Source organism: Tardiphaga sp. vice304 (assembly GCF_007018905.1).
Taxonomy (GTDB): domain Bacteria; phylum Pseudomonadota; class Alphaproteobacteria; order Rhizobiales; family Xanthobacteraceae; genus Tardiphaga.
The window spans coordinates 4,594,235-4,613,711 of the sequence record NZ_CP041402.1 but is presented as its reverse complement, the minus strand read 5'-3'; the positions used below and the strand labels follow the sequence as shown (position 1 = coordinate 4,613,711).

The window sequence follows — 19,477 nt, the reverse complement described above, 5'->3', positions numbered from 1 at the left end:
ACCCGGCAAATTTGTCGCGCCCTGCAACCTAATGCCCGGGCAGTGCGTATCTCCTACGTCAGCGGCTGATATCAGAAAACGATGCTGCCGCTGGAACCGGACAGAGATAGTTCGGCTGGTTTGACGCGGCAATTGGGCCGCCTGGGAGAGCGAAACATGAAGTTGATGATTGCTGCCGCCACCATTGCCATCGCCGCTGCCTGCAGCCCCGCATCTGCTGCGATGATGAAATGCACCAGCGATAACATGATGAAATCCATGAGCGCCGGCGCGTCGATGCCGGATGGTCCGGGCAAGATGGGCATGATGAAGGAGATGGCCATGGCCAATACGCAGATGTCCAAGGGCGATATGAAGGGCGCCTGCAAGAGCTACATGAAGGCGCAGCAGATGGGGATGATGAAGTCGTCGATGTAACCGACCCGTCCCGCATCGCAGCAAGCAAAAGCCCGGCGGTCACCCCGCCGGGCTTTTCGCTCTGCAATCGTAGCCCGGATGGAGCGCAGCGAAATCCGGGAAAATCGCTGGTGCTGAAACGCGGGCCCCGGATTGCGCTACGCTCCATCCGGGCTACGAGCTGCCGGGTCTACTTCAGCGAGATCGCCAGACCGCTGAGATCGGCATTGACCATCAACCCGGTCTGCCGGCCGGAGAGTTCGAGCACGGCGCCTTTCTCGTTGGCGAGCACGATGGCGCTGACGCCGCGGCCGATCGCGGCACCCGCGCCGCCTGCGCCATAGACGCCCGCGACGTCCGACGGTCGGTTGATACGGCTGACGCGACCGGACAGGTAGGTCTGCGACGCGCCGAATACCAGGCCGGCGCTAAGCCCGCCGATCGACAGTGGATAGGTGCGGCCGCGAAACGTCAGCGTGCCGGAGCCGCCGGACGCACCGATGAACCAGCCGCCCTTCAGCACATTGATGCGAATGGTGCCGCTGTCGGCGCGCGCAACGGAGGAAACCCCGAGGCTGGCGATGGCCAGGGTGGCGGCGACGAGTGCGTTACGCAAAGCGGATGATGACATGGCAATCCCCGGAACGATGATTCGCCCGCCGTTGCGGCGGCAGCTCACCTTCCGGCAAAACCGCGCCGCGGTCCATGCCGTGGGTCGCAATCGAGGCGATCCCGCCGGGTGGGCAAAGCCCGATCGCGCCGCGCGCGGTCGGGAGTGCCCGCCGCGGTTCAGCGTGGAACGGTGGTGGGCACGGCGCAAATGCGCCTTCGGCCATCCTGCGCATTACTTGTTGAGGTTGGCCGCGACCCAGAAGGCGTAACCGATCATCGCGAGCGCCGGCACGGCATAGAACATGGTGCCGAGACCGATGATGGACCACTTCATCACAGCGGCATTACGCGCCGGCCGCACTGCAACACGAGGGGGGGTGGAGCTACGGTTCTGTTCATGGATCGCGAGCAATTCATCCATCTTCAGGATATCAGGCATCAGTTCTTCCCCGTGTTTTATATTTTCACGCACGCTGACACAGGAGTCGCGAAGTCACAATGGCTTTTAAGTCATTGGTCGAGGACGGATATTCCGCACAGCGGATGGCATGGGCAGGGCGGATTAGCGAAGCGTAATCCGCCGCCGTGTCGTGAGTGGGGGACTGCGCGTCGCTATTGCGCCCTACGCTTGCTGCTTTCTTTTTCCTTCTCCCCCTGTGGGAGAAGGTGGCGCGGACGTTAGTCCGCGTCGGATGAGGGGGCTTTGGGCTCGGAGCGCATCACTACCCCTCACCCGTTTCGACCGCTGCGCGGTCGATCCACCCTCTGCCACAAGGGGAGAGGGAAGAAAGTGCGCAACTATCCCAGCGTGATCTTGTCGATTTCCGCCATGTCCTCGGCACTGATCGTCCACTCGATCGCTTTCACGTTCTGCTCGATCTGCTCGACGCGCGTGGCGCCGGCGATGACGCTCGATACTTGCGGTCGTGCCGCGAGCCAGGAGAAGGCGAGCTCCAGCATGGTGTGGCCGCGCGCTTTCACGAAGGCATCGAGCCTGGCCACGATGGCCTCGTTGCGCGGATTGACCGAGCGGTCGCGTAAGGCGGGCGCGATCGCGAAGCGGCTGCCTTCCGGCGGCGCTGCGCCGGGTTGATACTTGCCGGTGAGCAGGCCCGAGGCCAGCGGGAAGAACGGCAGCAGGCCGAGGTTGAAATGCTGCGCGGCCGGCAGCAGGTCCTTCTCGATGTCGCGCACCACGAGGCTGTATTCGTCCTGGCACGACACGAACGGCGAGGTGCCGATGCCGCGCGCGGTCATCTCGGCTTGCGCCAGACGCCAGGCCGGGAAGTTCGAGTTGCCGATGTAGCGCACCTTGCCCTGGCGGACGAGATCGTCGAGCGCGCGCAGTGTCTCCTCGATCGGCGTCAGCGGATCGTAATCGTGCTGCTGGTAGAGGTCGATGTAATCGGTGTTGAGCCGCTTCAGGCTGGCTTCCACCGCGCTCATGATGTAGCGGCGCGACGCGCCCTGCTTGCTGCCGTCGGTGGCCATCGGCTTGCAGAACTTGGTGGCGAGCACGATGTCTTTGCGGCGGTCGCCGAGCACCTGGCCGAGCACGGTCTCAGAGCCGCCCATGCCGGCATAGATGTCGGCAGTGTCGAACAAAGTGATGCCGAGGTCGATCGCCTTGTGGATCACCTTGCGCGAGGTTTCGAGATCGGTGCGCTGGCCGAAATTGTTGCAGCCGAGGCCGACCGCGGAGACGCGCAGGCCGGAGCCGCCGAGATTGCGAATTTGCATGAAGGGTCCTGTCCGAAAAGATGGGACCGCTTTATCGCCCGTGGTCCAGATTGCGGCAAGCCGCAGCGCCTCATGGCCGCTGTGCTGCAGCCTCAGGCGACCGCAGGGGTGGCGTCCGCAGCGGCCTGCTCCGGCGCGGGCAACGCGGCTTGCTTCGGCGCGCCGGCACGCAGCGCGGCCGAGGTCATCCGCCGCACGCTGCGTTCGGCCTCGCGCGCGATCGCCTTGCGGTCGGCGCTCATGTCGTAGGCGGTGGCTTCGCCCCAGGTCACGGTGATGTCGGTAGCACCGGCTTTCAAAATGCCGATGAAATGCGGGATCAGGTCCGCGTCGCCATACCATGCCACATTGTCGCGTAGCGCCCGGCCCACAGGCAAACCGCCGAAGCCGACATAGGCCAGCGACAGCGGCTGCACGATGATCTCGTTGTGATGCACGGACTCGCCGAGCGCGTGATGCACGGCGCCGATCAGCGCCGAGCGAAACGGCAGGATGCGGATGCCGTCGCTCGAGGTGCCCTCGGCGAACAACACCACGGCGTCGCCACCCAGCAACCGGTCGCCGATTTCCTGCGTGGCCGCGCCGGTCTTCTGCCGGCGCTCGCGCTCGATGAAGATGGTGCGCTGCAGCCGCGCCAGAAAGCCGAACACCGGCCAGGTCGCGACCTCGCTCTTGGCGATGAACACCACCGGCGCGAGTGCGCCGATCACGCAGATGTCGAGCCAGGAGACGTGATTGGCGAGGATCAGCACCGGCGTGTCCGCCGTGCGGGTGCCGACCTCGCGGATGCGGACGCCGGCGAGGCGGCAGAAGGCGCGGTGGAACAGATGCGGGATGCGGCGCTGGATCGGCCAGCCCAGCGCGAGGCCGAGCCACTGGAACGGCACCAGCACCAGGATGACGATGGCAAGGGCGGCAAGAGCAAAGGCGAAGCGGATCATGACCTGCTTATACAGCGCCGCGCGGGGCAGGCAAAAAAACGGCCCCGGTCAGCGCGGCAACTGACGGGGACCGCTGAAGCGCATCCCGCCGGCGACGGGGGGCAGCCGCAGGGTGCGGAGCGGAAGCTAGCCGCGCCGGATGACGTGGAAATGACGGGGGAGGTTATCAACTTCGAGAGCTCTAAGTTGTCATTCCGGGGCGCGAGAGCGAAGCTCGAGCGAACCCGGAACCTCAAGATATTTTGCAGAACATCTCGAGATTCCGGGCCTGCATCAGCCGGCTCCGCCGTCTGCTGCATCCCGGAATGACAGCTTTTTACTCCGCCGCATCCAGATGGCGTTCGGCGAACAGATCGCCGGTGTCGCGGACCGACAGATAATGATCGCGGTGAGCGCGGTCATCGTTGCGCCGGACCAGGTCGGTGACCGGCGTGCAACTCAGCATGCGGCCGCCATCGGGCAGCGCGGTGCAGCTCAGCCGCAGCACCTCACCATTGGCGAGGCGCAGATTCATCGGCGTCGGGTCGCCGGCGCGGATCATTTCGACGCGGCTGGCCACGAAGCCTTCGACCTCGTCTTCCGGCAGTTCGAACGCGTGGTTGTCGCGGCAGTGATACATCAGCGCGATCAGCGGCGGCTTGCTGTCGGCCTTGGCGTCGGGCAGGCGGAATTGCGCGCGGAAGGCGCGGTTGATGAATTCGGCGCGGGTGTCGGCATTGAGCAGCACGACTCCGATGTCGATCCGGTCAAGCGCGGCGGACAATCTGTCGGCGGTGGCACGGCGCTCGAGGTCGCGCTGTCGCGCCTTCAGCAGGCGGTTTCGAATGGCGACGGCACCGCCGACGACGGCAAACAGCGCGAACGCCGTGGCCAGAGCAGGGTGGAAAAGCAAGGTCCAGTCGAACTGCATGTGCGTTTCCTGGTCTGTCTCACAGACAAGAACTGCACGATGACGCCTCATTTCCGAATCGCCCAGAGTTGCTTTTTGTTACCGTTAAGAATTGTGCCGGTGAATGCGTCGGATTTTCGGGATTATTGTAACGGCTGTGGTCAAGTCCTGCGGAACCCGCGCCCGAGCTACGGCGTTGCCGCCGATTGAAAGGACGCCGATGCCATTCACCATTCCGCCGCTAGTGCTGCCGATCCTGATGCTGTTTGCCTCGAACGTGTTCATGACCTTCGCCTGGTACGGCCATCTGAAGTTCAAGGGCGCCTCGCTGCCGCTGGTCATCATGGTGAGCTGGGGCATCGCGTTCTTCGAATACTGGCTGGCGGTGCCGGCCAATCGCTGGGGCAGCGAGGTCTATAACGCCGCGCAGTTGAAGACGATGCAGGAGGTGATCACGCTGGTCGTATTCGCGGCGTTTTCGGTTCTGTACCTCAAAGAACCGCTTGGCTGGAATCACGCGCTCGGCTTCGCCTTCATCGCGCTCGGCGCGTTTTTTATCTTCCACAAATGGTCGTGATCGCCATGTTGCTGGCCTTGGCTGCACCGATGCCCATATAGAGCGAAGCTCTTTCAAGGAAATTCATGACACATTCAGCACTCGTGGTCGGTGCCAGCGGCATCGTCGGCAACAATCTCGCGCGGCATCTGGTCGGCAAGGGGTGGAATGTCCACGGCCTTGCAAGGCGGCCGTCGGCCATCGACGGCGTAACGGCGGTTGCGGCCGACCTGCTCGATCCCGGCTCGCTGCGCACGGCGTTGGCCGAGGTCCGGCCCAGCCATGTCTTTCTCACCACCTGGATGCGGCAGAATACGGAAGCCGAGAACATCAAGGTCAACGGCGCCATGGTGCGCAACCTGCTCGACGCGCTGTCGCCGGGCAAATCGGTGCAGCACGTCGCGCTGGTGACGGGATTGAAACACTACCTCGGACCGTTCGAGGCCTATGGCAAGGGCACGCTGCCGGCGACGCCGTTCCGCGAGGAGCAGCCGCGGCTGGAAGTTGAAAACTTCTACTATGCGCAGGAAGACGAAGTGTTCGGCGCGGCGAAGCGCGACGGCTTCGGATGGAGCGTGCACCGGCCGCACACCATCATCGGCTATGCCGTCGGCAATGCGATGAACATGGGCGTCACGCTCGCGGTCTATGCCACGATCTGCAAGGCCACGGGGCGCCCCTTCGTGTTTCCGGGTTCGGCGATGCAGTGGAATGGGCTCACCGACATGACCGATGCGCGGCTGCTGGCGAAGCACCTCGCCTGGGCCTCGACCACCGAGGCCGCGCGCAACCAGGCCTTCAACGTCGTCAATGGCGACGTATTTCGCTGGAGCTGGATGTGGCCGCGGATTGCCGAATGGTTCGGCATCGAGGCGGCCCCGTTCCCGGACAAGGTGACGCCGCTGGAAACGCAACTCGCCGACGCAGCCCCGGTCTGGGCCGACATCGCGAAGAAGCATGGCCTGGCGGAGAGCGATCTCGGCGTGGTGTCGTCGGCATGGCACACCGACGCCGATCTTGGCCGGCCGATCGAGGTCGTCACCGACATGGGCAAGAGCCGCAAGCTCGGCTTTCTCGACTATCAGCCGACCGAAGACAGCTTCTTCGAGCTGTTTGTGCGGCTGCGGTCAGAGAAGATCATTCCGTAGATCACAGCAAACACCGTCACCGTCATCCTGAGGTGCTCGCCCGAAAGGGCGAGCCTCGAAGGATAGGGGCCACGGGCGATGGCGCTTGCGGCGCATCCTTCGAGGCCGCCGCTTCGCGACGGCGCCTCAGGATGACGGCAAAGTTTGTGGCTTATAGTATCCGCCGACGAACTACCACTTCGCCGGCACCACGCGAAGAATCCGCCCCGCGGAACTATCCGTCAGCAGATAGAGCGCGCCGTCCGGTCCCTGCCGGACGTCTCGGATGCGCTCGTTGAGATTTCGCAATAGGCGCTCTTCGCCGGTCACGGCGTTGCCCTGCAACGACAGCCGCACCAGCATCTGGCCGCCGAGCGCGCCGGTGAACAGGCTGCCGCGCCAGGCCGGAAACAGCTCGCCGGTATAGAACGCCATGCCGGAAGGCGCGATCGATGGCACCCAATATTTGATCGGCTGCTCCATGCCGTCCTTCGCCGTGGCCTCGTGTATTTTGGCACCGGAATAGTCGATGCCGAAGCCGATGACCGGCCAGCCGTAGTTCTTGGCCCGGCCGATGATGTTGACCTCGTCGCCGCCGCGCGGGCCGTGCTCGATCTCCCACAGTTCGCCGTTGGCCGGGTTGGTGGCGAGGCTCTGCGGATTGCGGTGGCCGTAGCTCCAGATCTCGGGCTTCGCGCCGTCGCGGCCGACGAAGGGATTGTCTTTCGGTACCTGGCCATCGGGCGCGATGCGGATCAGCTTGCCGAGATGATTGCCGAGGTTCTGTGCCTCGTCGCGGAAGCTGAAATGGTCGCCGAGCGTGACGAACAGGTTGCCGTCACTGGCCTGCACGATCCGGCAGCCATAATGGCTGCCGGACGACAGCGGGCCATCCTGGCGAAAGATCACCTGCACCTGGTCGAGCGCGGGTGCCGTGCCGTCGACCAGCCGGCCGCGCGCCACCGCGGTGCGTCCGCCGCTGCCGCTGCGCTCGGAATAGCAGAAGTATACGGTGTTGTTCTCAGCGAAGCCGCGGTCGGTGATGACGTCGAGCAGCCCGCCCTGGCCGCTGGCCCAGACCGCCGGCACGCCTTTCAGCGGCGAGGACAGCTGGCCCTGCGACGTTACCAGGCGCATCCGCCCGGGGCGCTCGGTCACCAGCATGCGGCCATCCGGCAGCAACGCCAGCGCCCATGGATCGACCAGTCCGGAGGCCACCGTCTGCACCTCGAGGCGGCCGGCCGAGGAGGCGAACGCAATCGTCTCGCCACGCGACGTGGTGGCGATCAGGAAACTCAGGGTGATTACGATCGCGGCCGTCAGCGTCGCGGTAACCCAGACCACGGGGGTCTTCATCGGATGGCTCCGTTGCGGAGGCGGGGACGCGATACCTGTCAGCGCGTCGGCGGATGGAGGTAACGACCCGTCAGGCCGGCAGGGGCATCGCTGTCGCGACCTTGAGGGTCAACAGCGTCAGCGTCACGATCAGGCATACCGACAGGCAGGCCACCGCCAGTGTGGCGGCGACGGCTTGGCCGAGGCGGGTGGATTCTACAGTGGCGGGACGGGGCTCAAATCCTGCAACAACGCGAAGCGACCGGATCATGGTCGTAAATCCTTCAAATCGCGGGCGAATCACCCGCGCACTAGCAATCTGAAGGGAGTAGCCGGCAAGATTTGGGCAAACACCCGCGCAAACGTGGCGAAAAAACGGCATAACCGGCCGTTATGCCCGCTATTTTGCGCTTTTAAGCCTCGGCGGCCAGGTCGAGCGTGTCGAACTCCGCGTCGGCCGGCCGCCAGTCCATGGCCACGAAGCCCGGCGACTGCTCGACGCGGCGCAACCAGCGACGCACCGCGGGGAAACTGTCGAGGTCGAAATCGCACTGCTCGGCGACATGGGTGTAGCCGTACAGAGCGATGTCCGCGATGGTCAGCTGGCCTGCGGCGAAGAAGTCGTTGGTCTGGAGATGGTCTTCCATCACCTGCAGCGCCGCATAGCCGCGCTCCATCCAGTCTTCCAGCGCGTGGGTCTGCAGGTCGCGGCCGCCGCGCACCAGGCACAGCCAGAAATACGCGGCGCCGAGGTTCGGCTCCAGCGCGTGCTGCTCGAAGAACATCCACTGCAGCGTCTCGGCGCGGTCCATCCGCGAATCCGGCGCCAGCGAGGTGCCGATCGCGACGTACCACAGGATGGCGTTTGATTCGGCGAGGTAGCGGCCGTCATCGATTTCGAGCAGCGGTACCTGGCCGCTCGGATTCTTGGCAAGGAATTCCGGCGTGCGGCTTTCACCGCGTAGAATATCGACCTCGATGGCGCGATAGGGCGCGTCCAAAAACGCCAGCGCAAGGCGGACCTTGTAGCTATTGCCGGAGCGCTGCATCGAATAGAGCTTGTACATGCGCTGTGGTTCGATTCATCGATGACAGGTTGTTCGCGCGCCACCTCGAGCGGCATCACGATCGAACAATGATGCCGTTGCCGCGCGCTCGCAAGCCCTTGAAGCTGGAAAAAGTTGAAAACCATCGTCGCCTGTCGCAACGCAAAGAAATCATTCCCTGTTATGACGCGATGCATCACCCAAGCGTGAAGTCGTCTGCCCGCGTTCTTGCAAGAAGTTAACTTCGTTCAACGCAAACGCGCGAAAAAACGCTGCTGCAAAGCAACATTCTGAGGTGCCATTTGACTTGGCTTCTTGCGATGCAGCGTCTTGCGCCTTAGGGTGCCGCGATCCCAACAGGATCGTCCATCCAGGAGTCGCGAACGTGGGTTCGCGACGGTTGCAAGGAGAATATGATGTCGTTTTTGTCCGCTGCGCTTGATCGTGTGAAGCCGTCCGCAACCATTGCGGTGTCGGACAAAGCACGTCAGCTCAAAGCAGCCGGTCGCAACGTCATTGGCCTTGGCGCCGGCGAGCCCGATTTCGATACCCCCGCCAACATCAAGCTGGCGGCGATCCACGCCATCGAAGCCGGCAAGACCAAGTATACCGCCGTCGACGGCATCCCCGAGCTGAAGGACGCGATCATCGCGAAGTTCAGCCGTGAGAACGGCCTGACCTATGCGCCGAACCAGATCATCGTCGGTACCGGCGGCAAGCAGGTCCTGTACAATGCGTTCATGGCGACGCTGAACCCCGGCGACGAGGTCATCATCCCGGCGCCGTATTGGGTCAGCTATCCCGAGATGGTGGCGCTGGCCGGTGGCACCTCGGTGCCCGTGGTCTGCACTGCCGACTTCAATTTCAAGCTGCAGGCCTCTGCACTGGAAGCCGCGATCACGCCGAAGACCAAATGGGTGATCCTGTGCTCGCCGTCGAACCCGACCGGGGCGGCCTATTCGCGGGCCGAGCTGAAGGCGCTGACCGACGTGCTGGTCCGGCATCCGCAGGTCTGGGTGCTGACCGACGACATGTATGAGCACTTAACCTATGACGACTTCGTCTTCACCACCCCGGCGCAGGTCGAGCCGAAATTGTTCGATCGCACGTTGACGGTGAACGGCGTCTCCAAGGCCTATTGCATGACCGGCTGGCGCATCGGCTACGCCGGCGGCCCGGCGCCGCTGATCAAGGCGATGGCCACGATCCAGTCGCAGTCGACCTCGAACCCGTGCTCGATTGCGCAGTGGGCGGCGGTCGAGGCCCTCAACGGTCCGCAGGAATTCATCCCGGCCAACAATGCGGTGTTCAAGGAACGCCGCGATCTGGTCGTCGCCATGCTCAACCAGGCCAACGGCATTCATTGCCCGCGTCCGGAAGGCGCGTTCTACGTGTATCCGTCCTGCGCGGGTACCATCGGCAAGACCGCGCCGTCGGGCAAGGTGCTGGAGAACGATGAGGACTTTGTCACCGAACTGCTAGAGAGTGAAGGCGTCGCGGTGGTGCAGGGGTCGGCTTTCGGCCTCGGCCCGGCATTCCGGATTTCCTACGCGACCAAAACGTCGGATCTGGAAGACGCCTGCGGCCGTATTCAGCGGTTTTGTGCCAACCTTCGGTAATCTTTGTCAGATAACTTCGGAACTTGCGACGATTTGTCGCCTTATTCAAGGAAGCGCCTTGTTTTGAACACGGCGCTTCCCTCCTGTCCGCCACGTAATTCCAAACCTAAAAAAGGCAAGTTGCAAATGCAGATCTCCAAAATGTTCGGTATAGCCACGGTTGCTCTGGTGGCGTCGTTCGCCTCCGCCAACGCGCAGCAGGGCGTCCGCGTCGGCGTGCTCGAGTGCACCGGCGGCCAGAACGTCTCCTTCGTCGTCGGTTCGAACGCCACCCTCAACTGCGTGTTCCAGAGCGAAGGTGGCCGCGCCGAGCGTTACGTCGCTACGATCCGTCGTTTCGGCCTCGATCTCGGCTTCACCCAGAACACCACCGTGCAGTGGACCGCCTTCGCACCCTACGCGCGCGTGCCCCGCGGCGCGCTCGCCGGCAGCTACGGTGGCGTTGGTTCCAACGCCTCGGTCGGCATCGGCTTCGGCGGCAACTTCCTGCTCGGCGGCAATGGCAACCAGTTCACCCTGCAGCCGATCAGCGTTCAGGGCCAGACCGGCTTCAACGTCGCTGCCGGCATCGTCGAACTGCAGCTGACCCCGGCCGCTCCCGAGAAGCGCCGTCGCATGCGTCACCATCGTCGTCACCACTAAGCTTCGGCTTGGTTGAAAAAGGCCCGCGCAAGCGGGCCTTTTTTTTGGCCTGCCGTTGTCACGACGGCGTCAGCGATTATGAGGATCGGTAGCCTCGCGACCACCTCTCCCCAGCGGGGAGAGGTGTTGAGCGCCGCCGTTCGATGGGAGCCAGTTGGTACATTTTCGGTAGCTCCCGTTACCGTTGTCTGGCACTCCTAATTCAACATCACCGCATCGGAGAATTCGCCATGAACCGCCCGTCGCTGTTTCTCGGACTTGCCGCATCGATCCTGGTCGCCTCGAGCGCTCAGGCGCAGTCGCCACAGACCGTCCAGATCGGCGTCCTCAATTGCCGCGGCGGCGCCAGCGTCGGCTTCATCGTCGGCTCGGTCACCAATCTCGGTTGTGTGCTGCTGTCCACCGGCCGCCCCGACCAGCCCTATGTCGCCACCATCCGCAAGGTCGGCATCGACCTCGGCATCACCGAATCGACGGCGTTGTCCTGGGCGGTGTTCGCCCCCGTCGAGCGCGCCGGAATGGGCGACCTGTCCGGCAATTATGCGGGAGCACAGGGCTCGGCCTCGTTCGGCGTCGGCCTTGGCGCCAACGTGCTGGTCGGCGGCTCCGCCAATTCGATCGCGCTGCAGCCGCTCAGCCTGCAGGGCTCGACGGGACTGAACGTCGCGGCCGGGCTGGAAAGCCTCGAGCTGCGTCCGGGCCGATAACAGCAAGACTCTGCACTTCTTTCTTCCCTCTCCCCTTGTGGGAGAGGGTGGCCGCGCGTAGCGCGGACGGGTGAGGGGTAGCCACAAACTTCGAGCCCAGTAACCCCTCATCCGTCACGGCCTTCGGCCGTGCCACCTTCTCCCACAAGGGGAGAAGGAAGAAGGGACTGCAATACGACTTCATATCGAACTACATTTTCCATCTTGCCAAATGCGCAGACCGGGCAGACGATCCCGTCGCCGACCCAATCACGGGCCGAGCTCCAGATCAGGAGGCGGCAATGGGACATGACCTGATAAGTCCCCGCGGTCCACAGCGCCCTGCACGATGCATTGCGCTGGTGGGCCCTTTCCAGAGCGGAAAAACCACACTTCTCGAAGCCATCCTCGCCCGCACCGGGGCGATCCCGCGGGTCGGCAGTGTCGATGCCGGGACCAGTGTCGGTGACGTCTCGGCCGAGGCCCGGCACCACAAGATGGGCGTCTCCCTCAACGCCGTCACCACCAGCTTCATGGGCGACAGCTACACTTTCATCGATTGCCCGGGCTCGGTGGAATTTTTGCACGACATGCGCGCCGCGATTCCGGTGGTGGATGCCGCCGTCGTGGTCTGCGAGGCCGACGAGCGCAAGCTGCCGCAGCTGCAACTGGTGCTGCGCGAACTCGAGGACCGCCAGATCCCGCGGTTTCTGTTTCTCAACAAGATCGACCGTGCCAGCAAGCGCATGCGCGAGACGCTCGACACGCTCCAGCCGGCGTCGCGGATTCCGCTGGTACTGCGGCAAATCCCGATCTGGAACGGGGACCTGATCGTCGGCTTCGCCGACCTGGCGCTGGAGCGGGCCTTTGTCTATCGCGAGCACAAGGCCTCCGAAGTGATCGCGCTCGACGGCGGCGACCTCGCGCGCGAGAAGGAAGCGCGGTTCTCGATGCTGGAGAAGCTCGCCGACCATGACGACTCGCTGATGGAGCAGTTGCTCGAGGATATCGAGCCGCCGCGTGACGCGGTGTTCGACGATCTCGCGCGCGAATTACGCGAGGGCCTGATCTGTCCGGTGCTGCTCGGCTCGGCGCTGCGCGAAAACGGCGTGCTGCGGCTATTGAAGGCGCTGCGCCACGAGGCGCCGGATATCACGGCCACCGCCAGGCGTCTCGGCGCCGCGGGCCCGGACGCGCTCGCTTACGTCATGAAGTCCGCCCATCTGCAGCATGGCGGCAAGCTGTCGCTGGCGCGCGTGCTGACCGGTGAGCTCGACGATGGCGCGACGCTGCAGGCCTCAACCGGCGAAAGCGGCCGCATCGGCGCCATTCTCGCCGCCCACGGCGCGCATGACAGCAAGCGCGCGGCGGCAGAGGCCGGCGAGGTGGTCGCGCTAGGCAAGCTCGATCACGTCCACACCGGCGATACGCTGTCGTCCGGCAAGGCGACACCCGCGGCGCTGGTGACCGTCAAGCCGGCGCCGCCGGTGCTGGCGATGGCGCTCGCCGCCACCGACCGCAAGGACGACGTCAAGCTCGGCCAGGCCTTGCAGCGCCTCACCGACGAGGACGGCTCGCTGCAGGTGGTGACGCCCGCCGGGCACCATGAGGTGGTGCTGTGGGGGCAGGGCGAGATGCATCTGCGCGTCGCGCTGGAGCGGCTGCACGATCGCTTCGGCATCGACGTCAAGGCGCAGCCGCCCGCGATCGGCTATCGCGAGACGATCCGGCAGCCGGTCACGCAGCGCGGCCGTCACAAGAAGCAGTCCGGCGGACACGGCCAGTTCGGCGACGTCGTGCTGGAGATCCGGCCGCTGCCTCGCGGCTCCGGCTTTGCCTTTGCCGAGAAGGTGGTCGGCGGCGCAGTGCCGCGCAACTACATTCCGGCGGTCGGGGACGGCGTTGCCGACGCGCTGGTGCGCGGCCCGCTCGGCTTCCCGGTGGTCGATATCGAGGTGACGCTGACCGACGGCTCGTTCCACAGCGTCGATTCCTCCGACATGGCGTTTCGCACGGCGGCGCGGATCGGCGTCACCGACGCGCTGCCGCAATGCCAGCCGGTGCTGCTGGAGCCGATCCATCTCGTGGAGGTCGTGTGTCCGACCGACGCGACGGCGAAGATCAACGCCATCCTGTCGCATCGCCGTGGCCATATCCTGGGCTTCGATACGCGCGAGGGCTGGCCGCATTGGGACGTGGTGCGGGCGATGTTGCCGGAAGCGGAGATCGGCGACCTGATCGTCGAACTGCGCTCCGCGACCGCCGGCGCCGGCAGCTACACCCGCGCCTTCGACCACATGGCCGAAGTCACCGGCCGCGCCGCCGACCAGATCATCGCCGCGCACCGCGTCGCGGCGTGAAATGGCTTGCCGATGATGCTCGGACCTCGCGTCGTCATCATCGGCAATAGCGGCTCGGGCAAGAGTACGCTGGCGCGAGACGTGGCTCGGCGGCTTGATTGCCGCGCCCACGATCTCGATCGGATACATTGGCAGGAAGGAGTAAGCGTCAAACGCGACGAGGACCAGGCCATGTCGATGGTATCGGCTGTGGCCTCAGAACCACGCTGGGTCATCGAAGGCGTCTTTGGCTGGCTCGCCGCGGTGGCGCTACCGTTTGCAACCAGCCTGGTCTGGCTGGATATGCCTTGGACCGTCTGCAGCGATGGGCTCGCCAGCCGGGGTCCCTCGACCGGCGCGACGGCCGTACAACATGCTGAACTCCTCGCATGGGCCGAGGCCTACTGGCATCGCTCGACCTCGAGTTCGTTTGCCGGCCATCTTACGATGTTCGATAGTTTTGACGGCAAAAAGCACCGCTTACTGGAACGATCGGACATATCAGCGCTGTTTGCCGGATAGCAGCGATGCGATTTCGCAGGCGATCAGCCGAGCTTGCGCGCCGCCTTGCGCAGATCCGCATTGATGCGTGTCTGCCAGCCGCTTCCGGTCTTGCGGTAGGCGGCAAGCACATCGTGATCGAGCCGCAGCTTGACAGCCTCCTTGGGGCTGTCGAGCGGCGGCCGGCCGCGCTTTACGATGGTATCGCCGTGGCGAATTTCAGCGCGGTCGAGCATCTCTTTGGTGAGTTCGGGCGCTTCGTCGTATTCGGCTGCCGTGATGCGATGCGCGTCAACCCTGGTTAAATCGCTTTTGATAGATCGCTTTTTCACGGGCATTGCACTTCCTCATCGACATCACATGCCGCGCCTCGCCGCGCGGTGTCCAGACCACCATCACCATCCGGCCCGCCAGAAACCCGACCGTCTGGTAGCGAGTCTCGCCGTATTTGCGACGCGTGTCCTCGACAGTAATGGTCGGCCCATCGAATAAGATCGCCGCGTCAGCAAAATTCAGGCCCCGGTCATCGAGAGCCGCCTGACGTTTGGCCGGATCGAACACGATCTTCACACGATTAAATGTACCCCCAATTAATTGATAGCGTCAAGGATGTTGGCGGACGAAGTTGCCATTTCCCGCCCCGACTTGATCCTGATCAACCCACCGATCACCTGCCGGCGCATGATAAGGTCTGAGTCGGAAATCATCGGAGCGAACGGGTTTAATGCGGCAGGCACGATCACAGCCGACTTTCGCCGAACTGTTCACGCCCAAACTGGTCACAGTACTGCGCGAAGGCTACGGGCTGGCGCAATTGCGCGCCGATGTCCTGGCCGGCCTTACCGTGGCGATCGTGGCGCTGCCCTTGTCGATGGCGATCGCCATCGCCTCGGGCACTTCGCCGGATCGCGGCATGGTCACCGCGGTGATCGGCGGTTTCCTGGTGTCGGCCTTCGGCGGCAGCCGGTTTCAGATCGGCGGTCCCGCCGGCGCTTTCATCGTGCTGGTTGCCATTTGCGTCGGCCGCCATGGCATCGACGGGCTGATCCTCGCCACCCTGATGTCCGGCGTGCTGCTGATGGCCGCGGGCTTTCTACGGCTCGGCACCTACATCAAATTTATCCCCTATCCGGTCACCGTCGGCTTCACCGCCGGCATCGCCGTCATCATCTTCGCCACCCAGATCAAGGACCTGCTCGGGCTGACGCTGGCGGGCAAGGAGCCCGGAGAATTGCTGCCGAAGCTGGAAGCGCTCGGCCGCGCCCTGCCGACGGTGAATAGCGCGGCCGTGGCCGTCACCGTGGCGTCGCTGGCGATCATTCTGGGCTTGCGCAAACGGCGGCCGTCCTGGCCCGGCATCCTGATCGCGGTGATCGTCAGCGCGGCGGCGGCGGCGCTCATGGGGCTGCCGGTGGAAACCATCGGCACCCGCTTCGGCGGCATCCCGCAATCCTTCCCGCTGCCAAGCTGGCCCACGATGTCGGCGACCAAAGCCCTGGCGGTCTTGCCCGACGCGATCGCCTTCGCGCTGCTCGGCGCCATCGAGTCGCTGCTGTCCGCCGTGGTTGCAGATGGCATGACCGGGCGGCGCCACCGCTCCAATTGCGAGTTGGTGGCGCAGGGCATCGCCAATATCGGATCGGCGATGTTCGGCGGCATCTGCGTCACCGGCACCATCGCGCGCACCGCGACCAACGTCCGCGCCGGCGCCCATGGCCCGGTGGCCGGCATGCTGCATTCCGTTTTCCTGCTTTGCTTCATCCTGCTGGCGGCCCCGCTGGCGAGCTATATTCCGCTGGCCGCGCTTGCCGCCGTGCTGGCGGTGGTGGCCTGGAACATGGCCGACAAGCATGATTTCAGCATCCTGCTGCGCTCGTCCTGGGGCGATGCCGTGGTGCTGCTGGCGACGTTTCTGCTCACCATCTTCCGCGACCTCACCGAGGGAATCGTGGTCGGCTTCGCGCTCGGCGCGGTATTGTTCATCCACCGCATGTCGGAGACCACCGGCATCGAGGCCGACGGGCTGGATGTCGCCGATCAGGCCGACAATGCCGATGGCAGCCGCGTGCCCTACGACGCTGCTCTCGCCAGCGATCCCGACGTGCTGGTCTATCGCATCACCGGGGCATTCTTCTTCGGCGTCGCCTCCACCGTCGGATCGGTGCTCGACGGCATCTCGCCGCACCACAAGGCCTTCGTGATCGATTTTGCCGCGGTGCCGTTCCTCGATTCCACCGCCGCCAACGCCATCAAGGGCATTGCCGCCAAGGCGGCCGGGAAGGGCGTGCGCGTCATTCTCACCGGAACGTCGCAACCGGTGCGCCGCGCGCTGCTGACTCACGGCGCACGGCCGCCGCTGGTGAAATACCGCGCGACGGTAGCGAGCGCCGTAGCCGAACTGAAGCAGTCTTTGGCTGTGCCCGATCTGGAGCCGGCAACCTTGCACTGACGGCATCGCGCCCGGCTACGGCCCGGATCGCGACGCGATCTGTTTTCCGCGCCCGCCGCGCATTCATGTGTGCAAGCTTTGCAGAGCGTGCTCGCCTGTCGCGTCAATGACAGCCAACATCTCACCATGATTCTTGTGACAGCTACGCCTCGGTTCGAGGCGAAGGATGATCGATGCCTAATCTGATAAAGCCGCGTGCCGCCTGTCTAATCGGCTGGCCCGCCGCGCATTCGCGTTCGCCCCTGATCCATCACTACTGGTTGCGCACCCTCGATATCGCCGGCGGCTACAGCATCGAATCGGTGCCGCCCGAGGGCGTCGCCGAATTCGTGATGAACCTGTCGAAGTACGGCTATATCGGCGCCAACGTCACCATCCCGCACAAGGAGCGCGTGCTGAATCTCACCGCGCCGGACCAGCGCGCGCGCGCCGTCGGCGCCGCCAACACGCTGTGGTACGACCACGGCACGTTGCGCTCGACGAATACCGATATTGAGGGGTTCATCGACAACCTCGACCACTGCGCCGACGACTGGGATCACGCCGAGGACGCGGTGGTGCTCGGTGCTGGCGGTTCGTCGCGTGCGGTGGTGTTCGGCCTGCTGGAGCGCGGCATCAAGCGCATCCATCTCGCCAACCGCACCATCGAACGTGCACAGGAACTCGCCAGGAAGTTCGGGGCCAGGGTGATTGCAACGCCGTGGGAAGATGTCGACGCGGTTCTTCCGCGCGCCGGCCTGCTGGCCAATACCACCTCGCTCGGCATGAAGGGCCAACCGGAACTGGCGATCGACCTGTCGCGGCTGCCGGCGTCGGCCGTGGTGGCCGATCTCGTCTATGTGCCGCTGCAGACGCCGTTGCTGGCGGCGGCGCAGGCGCGCGGGCTGCGCACGGCGGATGGTCTGGGCATGCTGCTGTGCCAAGCGGTGCGCGGGTTTGAGCTGTGGTTCGGCCAGCGGCCGGAGGTGACGCCGGAATTGCGCGCGCTGGTCGAGGCCGATCTTGCCGTCACAGTGGCGTGATCCCGAAACAATCGACCTCCACGGCACGTTGAAGAATAAGATGCCGGGCACTCCGTCCGGTTGTCTCAGAGGAAATCGCATGGTTCGTTTTGTTTCTCCGGCGCGCGTGGTTGCGGCGTCGCTCATTGCCGCGTCGCTGCTGTCGTCGGTCGCCTTCGCCCAGCAGCCGCAGCCGACGCGGATTCGCGGCACCATCGAGAGCGTGGATGGCGCCAACCTGTCGGTGAAGACGCGCGAAGGCGACGAGCGCAAGGTGCACATGACCGACAACGTCATGGTCACCGGCATCGCCAAGACCACCCTGGCCGAGATCAAGCCGGGCTCCTACATCGGCGTCACCGGCCAGCCGCAGCCCGACGGCACCCAGAAGGCGATCGCCATCCACATCTTCCCGGAAGCGATGCGCGGAACCGGCGAAGGCTTTCGCCCCTGGGACCTGCGCCCCAACAGCACGATGACCAATGCAACCGTCGACCAGAAGGTCGAGGCTACCGACGGCCAGACCCTGACGGTGAAATACAAGGACGGCGAGAAGAAAGTCACCGTCGGCCCGGACACGCCGATCGTCACCTTCGTGCCGAGCACCAAGGCCGAGCTGCGGCCCGGCGCCAAGGTGATCATCATGGGCGCCGACAAGAAGCCCGACGGCAGCTACGAAGCAGCCCGCGTCAATGTCGGCCTGGATGGCCTGACTCCGCCGATGTAGCCGCGCGCCAGCCGACGGCCGGCAGCAAGCCCAAATCCTTGAAAAGTTCCAGATGGAACTTGATGGTAAGAGGAAACCGGGGCAAAAGTTCCATCCGGATCGGTGATGTCACCGACCGGATGGAGGTTTCGATGATCACGCGACGCCTGTTTTGCGGATGTCTTGCCGGTGGATTGTCGCTGGCAAGTCAATTGGCCCATGCCCAGTCACTCGAATGTGCCGTTTTCACGCCAGACCGGCAGAAATCGACGGCGCCGGATGAGGCCTTGCTGCGGCTGAAGGCCGGCAATGAACGGTTCACCGCCGGCAAATCGGTTAATTGCAATCTGATGCAGCAGGTGAAGGACACTGCCGAGAACCAGTCACCTTACGCGGCGATTGTCGGCTGTATCGACTCGCGCGTTCCACCGGAGCTGGTGTTCGACCAGCGCATCGGGGACGTGTTCTGCGCGCGCGTGGCGGGCAATTGCGTCGATGTCAACATCATCGGTAGCCTGGAATATGCCACCAAGGTGGCCGGCGCCCGCGCCATCGTCGTGCTCGGGCACAATTCCTGCGGCGCCATCAAGAGCGCGGTCGATGACGTCAAGCTCGGCAACATCACCGAACTGCTGAAGAACTTTCAGCCTGCGCTCGCCACGCTGACCGAGGCCGACGGCCATCGCGACTCGCACAATTATCCGCTGGTTCAGAAAGTCGCCGAAGCGAATGCGCGGCTCACCGCGGCCAGCCTGCTCGACCGCAGTCCGATCATCAAGTCGCTGGTTGTGTCCGGCGATCTGAAGATTGCAGCCGCGATGCACGATATCAAGACCGGCAAGGTGAGCTGGTTGTCGTGAAGCGATAGCGGCCGGCGCAAGCGCCGGCCGCT

Annotated in this window: 22 protein-coding genes; 11 read left to right on the top strand and 11 right to left on the bottom strand. The window is 64.4% G+C overall.

Annotated elements, in window-relative coordinates; translation table 11 throughout:
* Positions 1–71 precede the first annotated feature (71 nt).
* The 6 genes from FNL56_RS28890 to FNL56_RS21950 all read right to left on the bottom strand — a co-directional run bounded on the left by FNL56_RS28890 (position 72) and on the right by FNL56_RS21950 (position 4,599).
* Complete coding sequence (locus FNL56_RS28890; RefSeq protein ID WP_365948301.1) at positions 72–323, bottom strand: hypothetical protein; 252 nt, start codon at positions 321–323, stop codon at positions 72–74.
* A 263-nt stretch (positions 324–586) separates the two neighbouring features.
* Positions 587–1,027, bottom strand: coding sequence for a hypothetical protein (locus FNL56_RS21970; protein ID WP_143574986.1), 441 nt, complete (start codon positions 1,025–1,027; stop codon positions 587–589).
* A gap of 213 nt (positions 1,028–1,240) precedes the next feature.
* Positions 1,241–1,447 (bottom strand): hypothetical protein, encoded by a 207-nt coding sequence (locus FNL56_RS21965; protein WP_143574985.1) that lies wholly within the window; start codon positions 1,445–1,447, stop codon positions 1,241–1,243.
* A 359-nt stretch (positions 1,448–1,806) separates the two neighbouring features.
* Positions 1,807–2,748, bottom strand: a complete 942-nt coding sequence (locus tag FNL56_RS21960; RefSeq protein ID WP_143574984.1) for an aldo/keto reductase — start codon at positions 2,746–2,748, stop codon at positions 1,807–1,809.
* Positions 2,749–2,840: 92 nt separating this feature from the next.
* Positions 2,841–3,689, bottom strand: a complete 849-nt coding sequence (locus FNL56_RS21955) for a lysophospholipid acyltransferase family protein (RefSeq protein WP_143574983.1) — start codon at positions 3,687–3,689, stop codon at positions 2,841–2,843.
* A 316-nt stretch (positions 3,690–4,005) separates the two neighbouring features.
* Entirely contained in the window at positions 4,006–4,599 is a 594-nt protein-coding gene (locus FNL56_RS21950; RefSeq protein ID WP_441351244.1) for a PAS-domain containing protein, read from the bottom strand.
* Between the two features lie 199 nt (positions 4,600–4,798).
* Here FNL56_RS21950 and FNL56_RS21945 point away from each other — a divergent pair, with 199 nt between their 5' ends.
* Both FNL56_RS21945 and FNL56_RS21940 read left to right on the top strand, forming a co-directional pair.
* Positions 4,799–5,155 carry a DMT family protein gene (locus FNL56_RS21945; RefSeq protein ID WP_143574981.1) on the top strand — a complete coding sequence of 119 codons (357 nt, stop codon included), beginning with the start codon at positions 4,799–4,801 and terminating at the stop codon, positions 5,153–5,155.
* A gap of 65 nt (positions 5,156–5,220) precedes the next feature.
* Complete coding sequence (locus tag FNL56_RS21940; protein ID WP_143574980.1) at positions 5,221–6,282, top strand: SDR family oxidoreductase; 1,062 nt, start codon at positions 5,221–5,223, stop codon at positions 6,280–6,282.
* Positions 6,283–6,453: 171 nt separating this feature from the next.
* On the opposite strand, the gene FNL56_RS21935 is transcribed toward FNL56_RS21940, so the two are convergent.
* From FNL56_RS21935 to FNL56_RS21925, 3 genes are all read right to left on the bottom strand, one after another.
* Positions 6,454–7,617, bottom strand: coding sequence for a PQQ-dependent sugar dehydrogenase (locus tag FNL56_RS21935; protein WP_143582383.1), 1,164 nt, complete (start codon positions 7,615–7,617; stop codon positions 6,454–6,456).
* A 70-nt stretch (positions 7,618–7,687) separates the two neighbouring features.
* Positions 7,688–7,867 carry a hypothetical protein gene (locus FNL56_RS21930; protein WP_143574978.1) on the bottom strand — a complete coding sequence of 60 codons (180 nt, stop codon included), beginning with the start codon at positions 7,865–7,867 and terminating at the stop codon, positions 7,688–7,690.
* A 142-nt stretch (positions 7,868–8,009) separates the two neighbouring features.
* Positions 8,010–8,663 (bottom strand): glutathione S-transferase family protein, encoded by a 654-nt coding sequence (locus FNL56_RS21925; protein WP_143574977.1) that lies wholly within the window; start codon positions 8,661–8,663, stop codon positions 8,010–8,012.
* A gap of 395 nt (positions 8,664–9,058) precedes the next feature.
* Between FNL56_RS21925 and FNL56_RS21920 the strand changes: the two genes are divergently transcribed.
* The 5 genes from FNL56_RS21920 (at position 9,059) to FNL56_RS21900 (ending at position 14,450) form a co-directional block, all read left to right on the top strand.
* Positions 9,059–10,261, top strand: coding sequence for a pyridoxal phosphate-dependent aminotransferase (locus FNL56_RS21920; protein ID WP_143574976.1), 1,203 nt, complete (start codon positions 9,059–9,061; stop codon positions 10,259–10,261).
* Positions 10,262–10,387: 126 nt separating this feature from the next.
* Positions 10,388–10,903, top strand: coding sequence for a DUF992 domain-containing protein (locus tag FNL56_RS21915; RefSeq protein WP_143574975.1), 516 nt, complete (start codon positions 10,388–10,390; stop codon positions 10,901–10,903).
* 230 nt (positions 10,904–11,133) lie between these two features.
* Positions 11,134–11,610, top strand: coding sequence for a DUF992 domain-containing protein (locus FNL56_RS21910; protein WP_143574974.1), 477 nt, complete (start codon positions 11,134–11,136; stop codon positions 11,608–11,610).
* Positions 11,611–11,891: 281 nt separating this feature from the next.
* Entirely contained in the window at positions 11,892–13,949 is a 2,058-nt protein-coding gene (locus FNL56_RS21905) for an elongation factor G (protein WP_143574973.1), read from the top strand.
* A gap of 6 nt (positions 13,950–13,955) precedes the next feature.
* Positions 13,956–14,450, top strand: a complete 495-nt coding sequence (locus FNL56_RS21900) for an ATP-binding cassette domain-containing protein (RefSeq protein ID WP_143582382.1) — start codon at positions 13,956–13,958, stop codon at positions 14,448–14,450.
* 23 nt (positions 14,451–14,473) lie between these two features.
* Here FNL56_RS21900 and FNL56_RS21895 read toward each other — a convergent pair whose 3' ends face one another.
* Together FNL56_RS21895 and FNL56_RS21890 are read right to left on the bottom strand one after the other, a co-directional pair.
* A complete protein-coding gene (locus FNL56_RS21895) occupies positions 14,474–14,767 on the bottom strand; it encodes a BrnA antitoxin family protein (protein ID WP_143574971.1) in 294 nt (97 codons plus the stop codon).
* Entirely contained in the window at positions 14,721–14,999 is a 279-nt protein-coding gene (locus FNL56_RS21890; RefSeq protein WP_143574970.1) for a BrnT family toxin, read from the bottom strand. Before FNL56_RS21890 ends, FNL56_RS21895 begins: the two co-directional genes overlap by 47 nt.
* A 154-nt stretch (positions 15,000–15,153) precedes the next feature.
* Between FNL56_RS21890 and FNL56_RS21885 the strand changes: the two genes are divergently transcribed.
* The 4 genes from FNL56_RS21885 (at position 15,154) to FNL56_RS21870 (ending at position 19,445) form a co-directional block, all read left to right on the top strand.
* Positions 15,154–16,878: a SulP family inorganic anion transporter gene (locus FNL56_RS21885; protein WP_143574969.1), complete on the top strand. Its 1,725-nt coding sequence runs from the start codon at positions 15,154–15,156 to the stop codon at positions 16,876–16,878.
* A 173-nt stretch (positions 16,879–17,051) separates the two neighbouring features.
* Positions 17,052–17,900, top strand: a complete 849-nt coding sequence (locus FNL56_RS21880; protein WP_143574968.1) for a shikimate dehydrogenase — start codon at positions 17,052–17,054, stop codon at positions 17,898–17,900.
* A gap of 79 nt (positions 17,901–17,979) precedes the next feature.
* Positions 17,980–18,606, top strand: a complete 627-nt coding sequence (locus FNL56_RS21875) for a DUF5666 domain-containing protein (RefSeq protein WP_143574967.1) — start codon at positions 17,980–17,982, stop codon at positions 18,604–18,606.
* A gap of 131 nt (positions 18,607–18,737) precedes the next feature.
* On the top strand, positions 18,738–19,445 hold the full coding sequence (locus FNL56_RS21870; protein WP_143574966.1) for a carbonic anhydrase: 708 nt from the start codon (positions 18,738–18,740) through the stop codon (positions 19,443–19,445).
* The last annotated feature ends 32 nt before the right edge of the window (positions 19,446–19,477 follow it).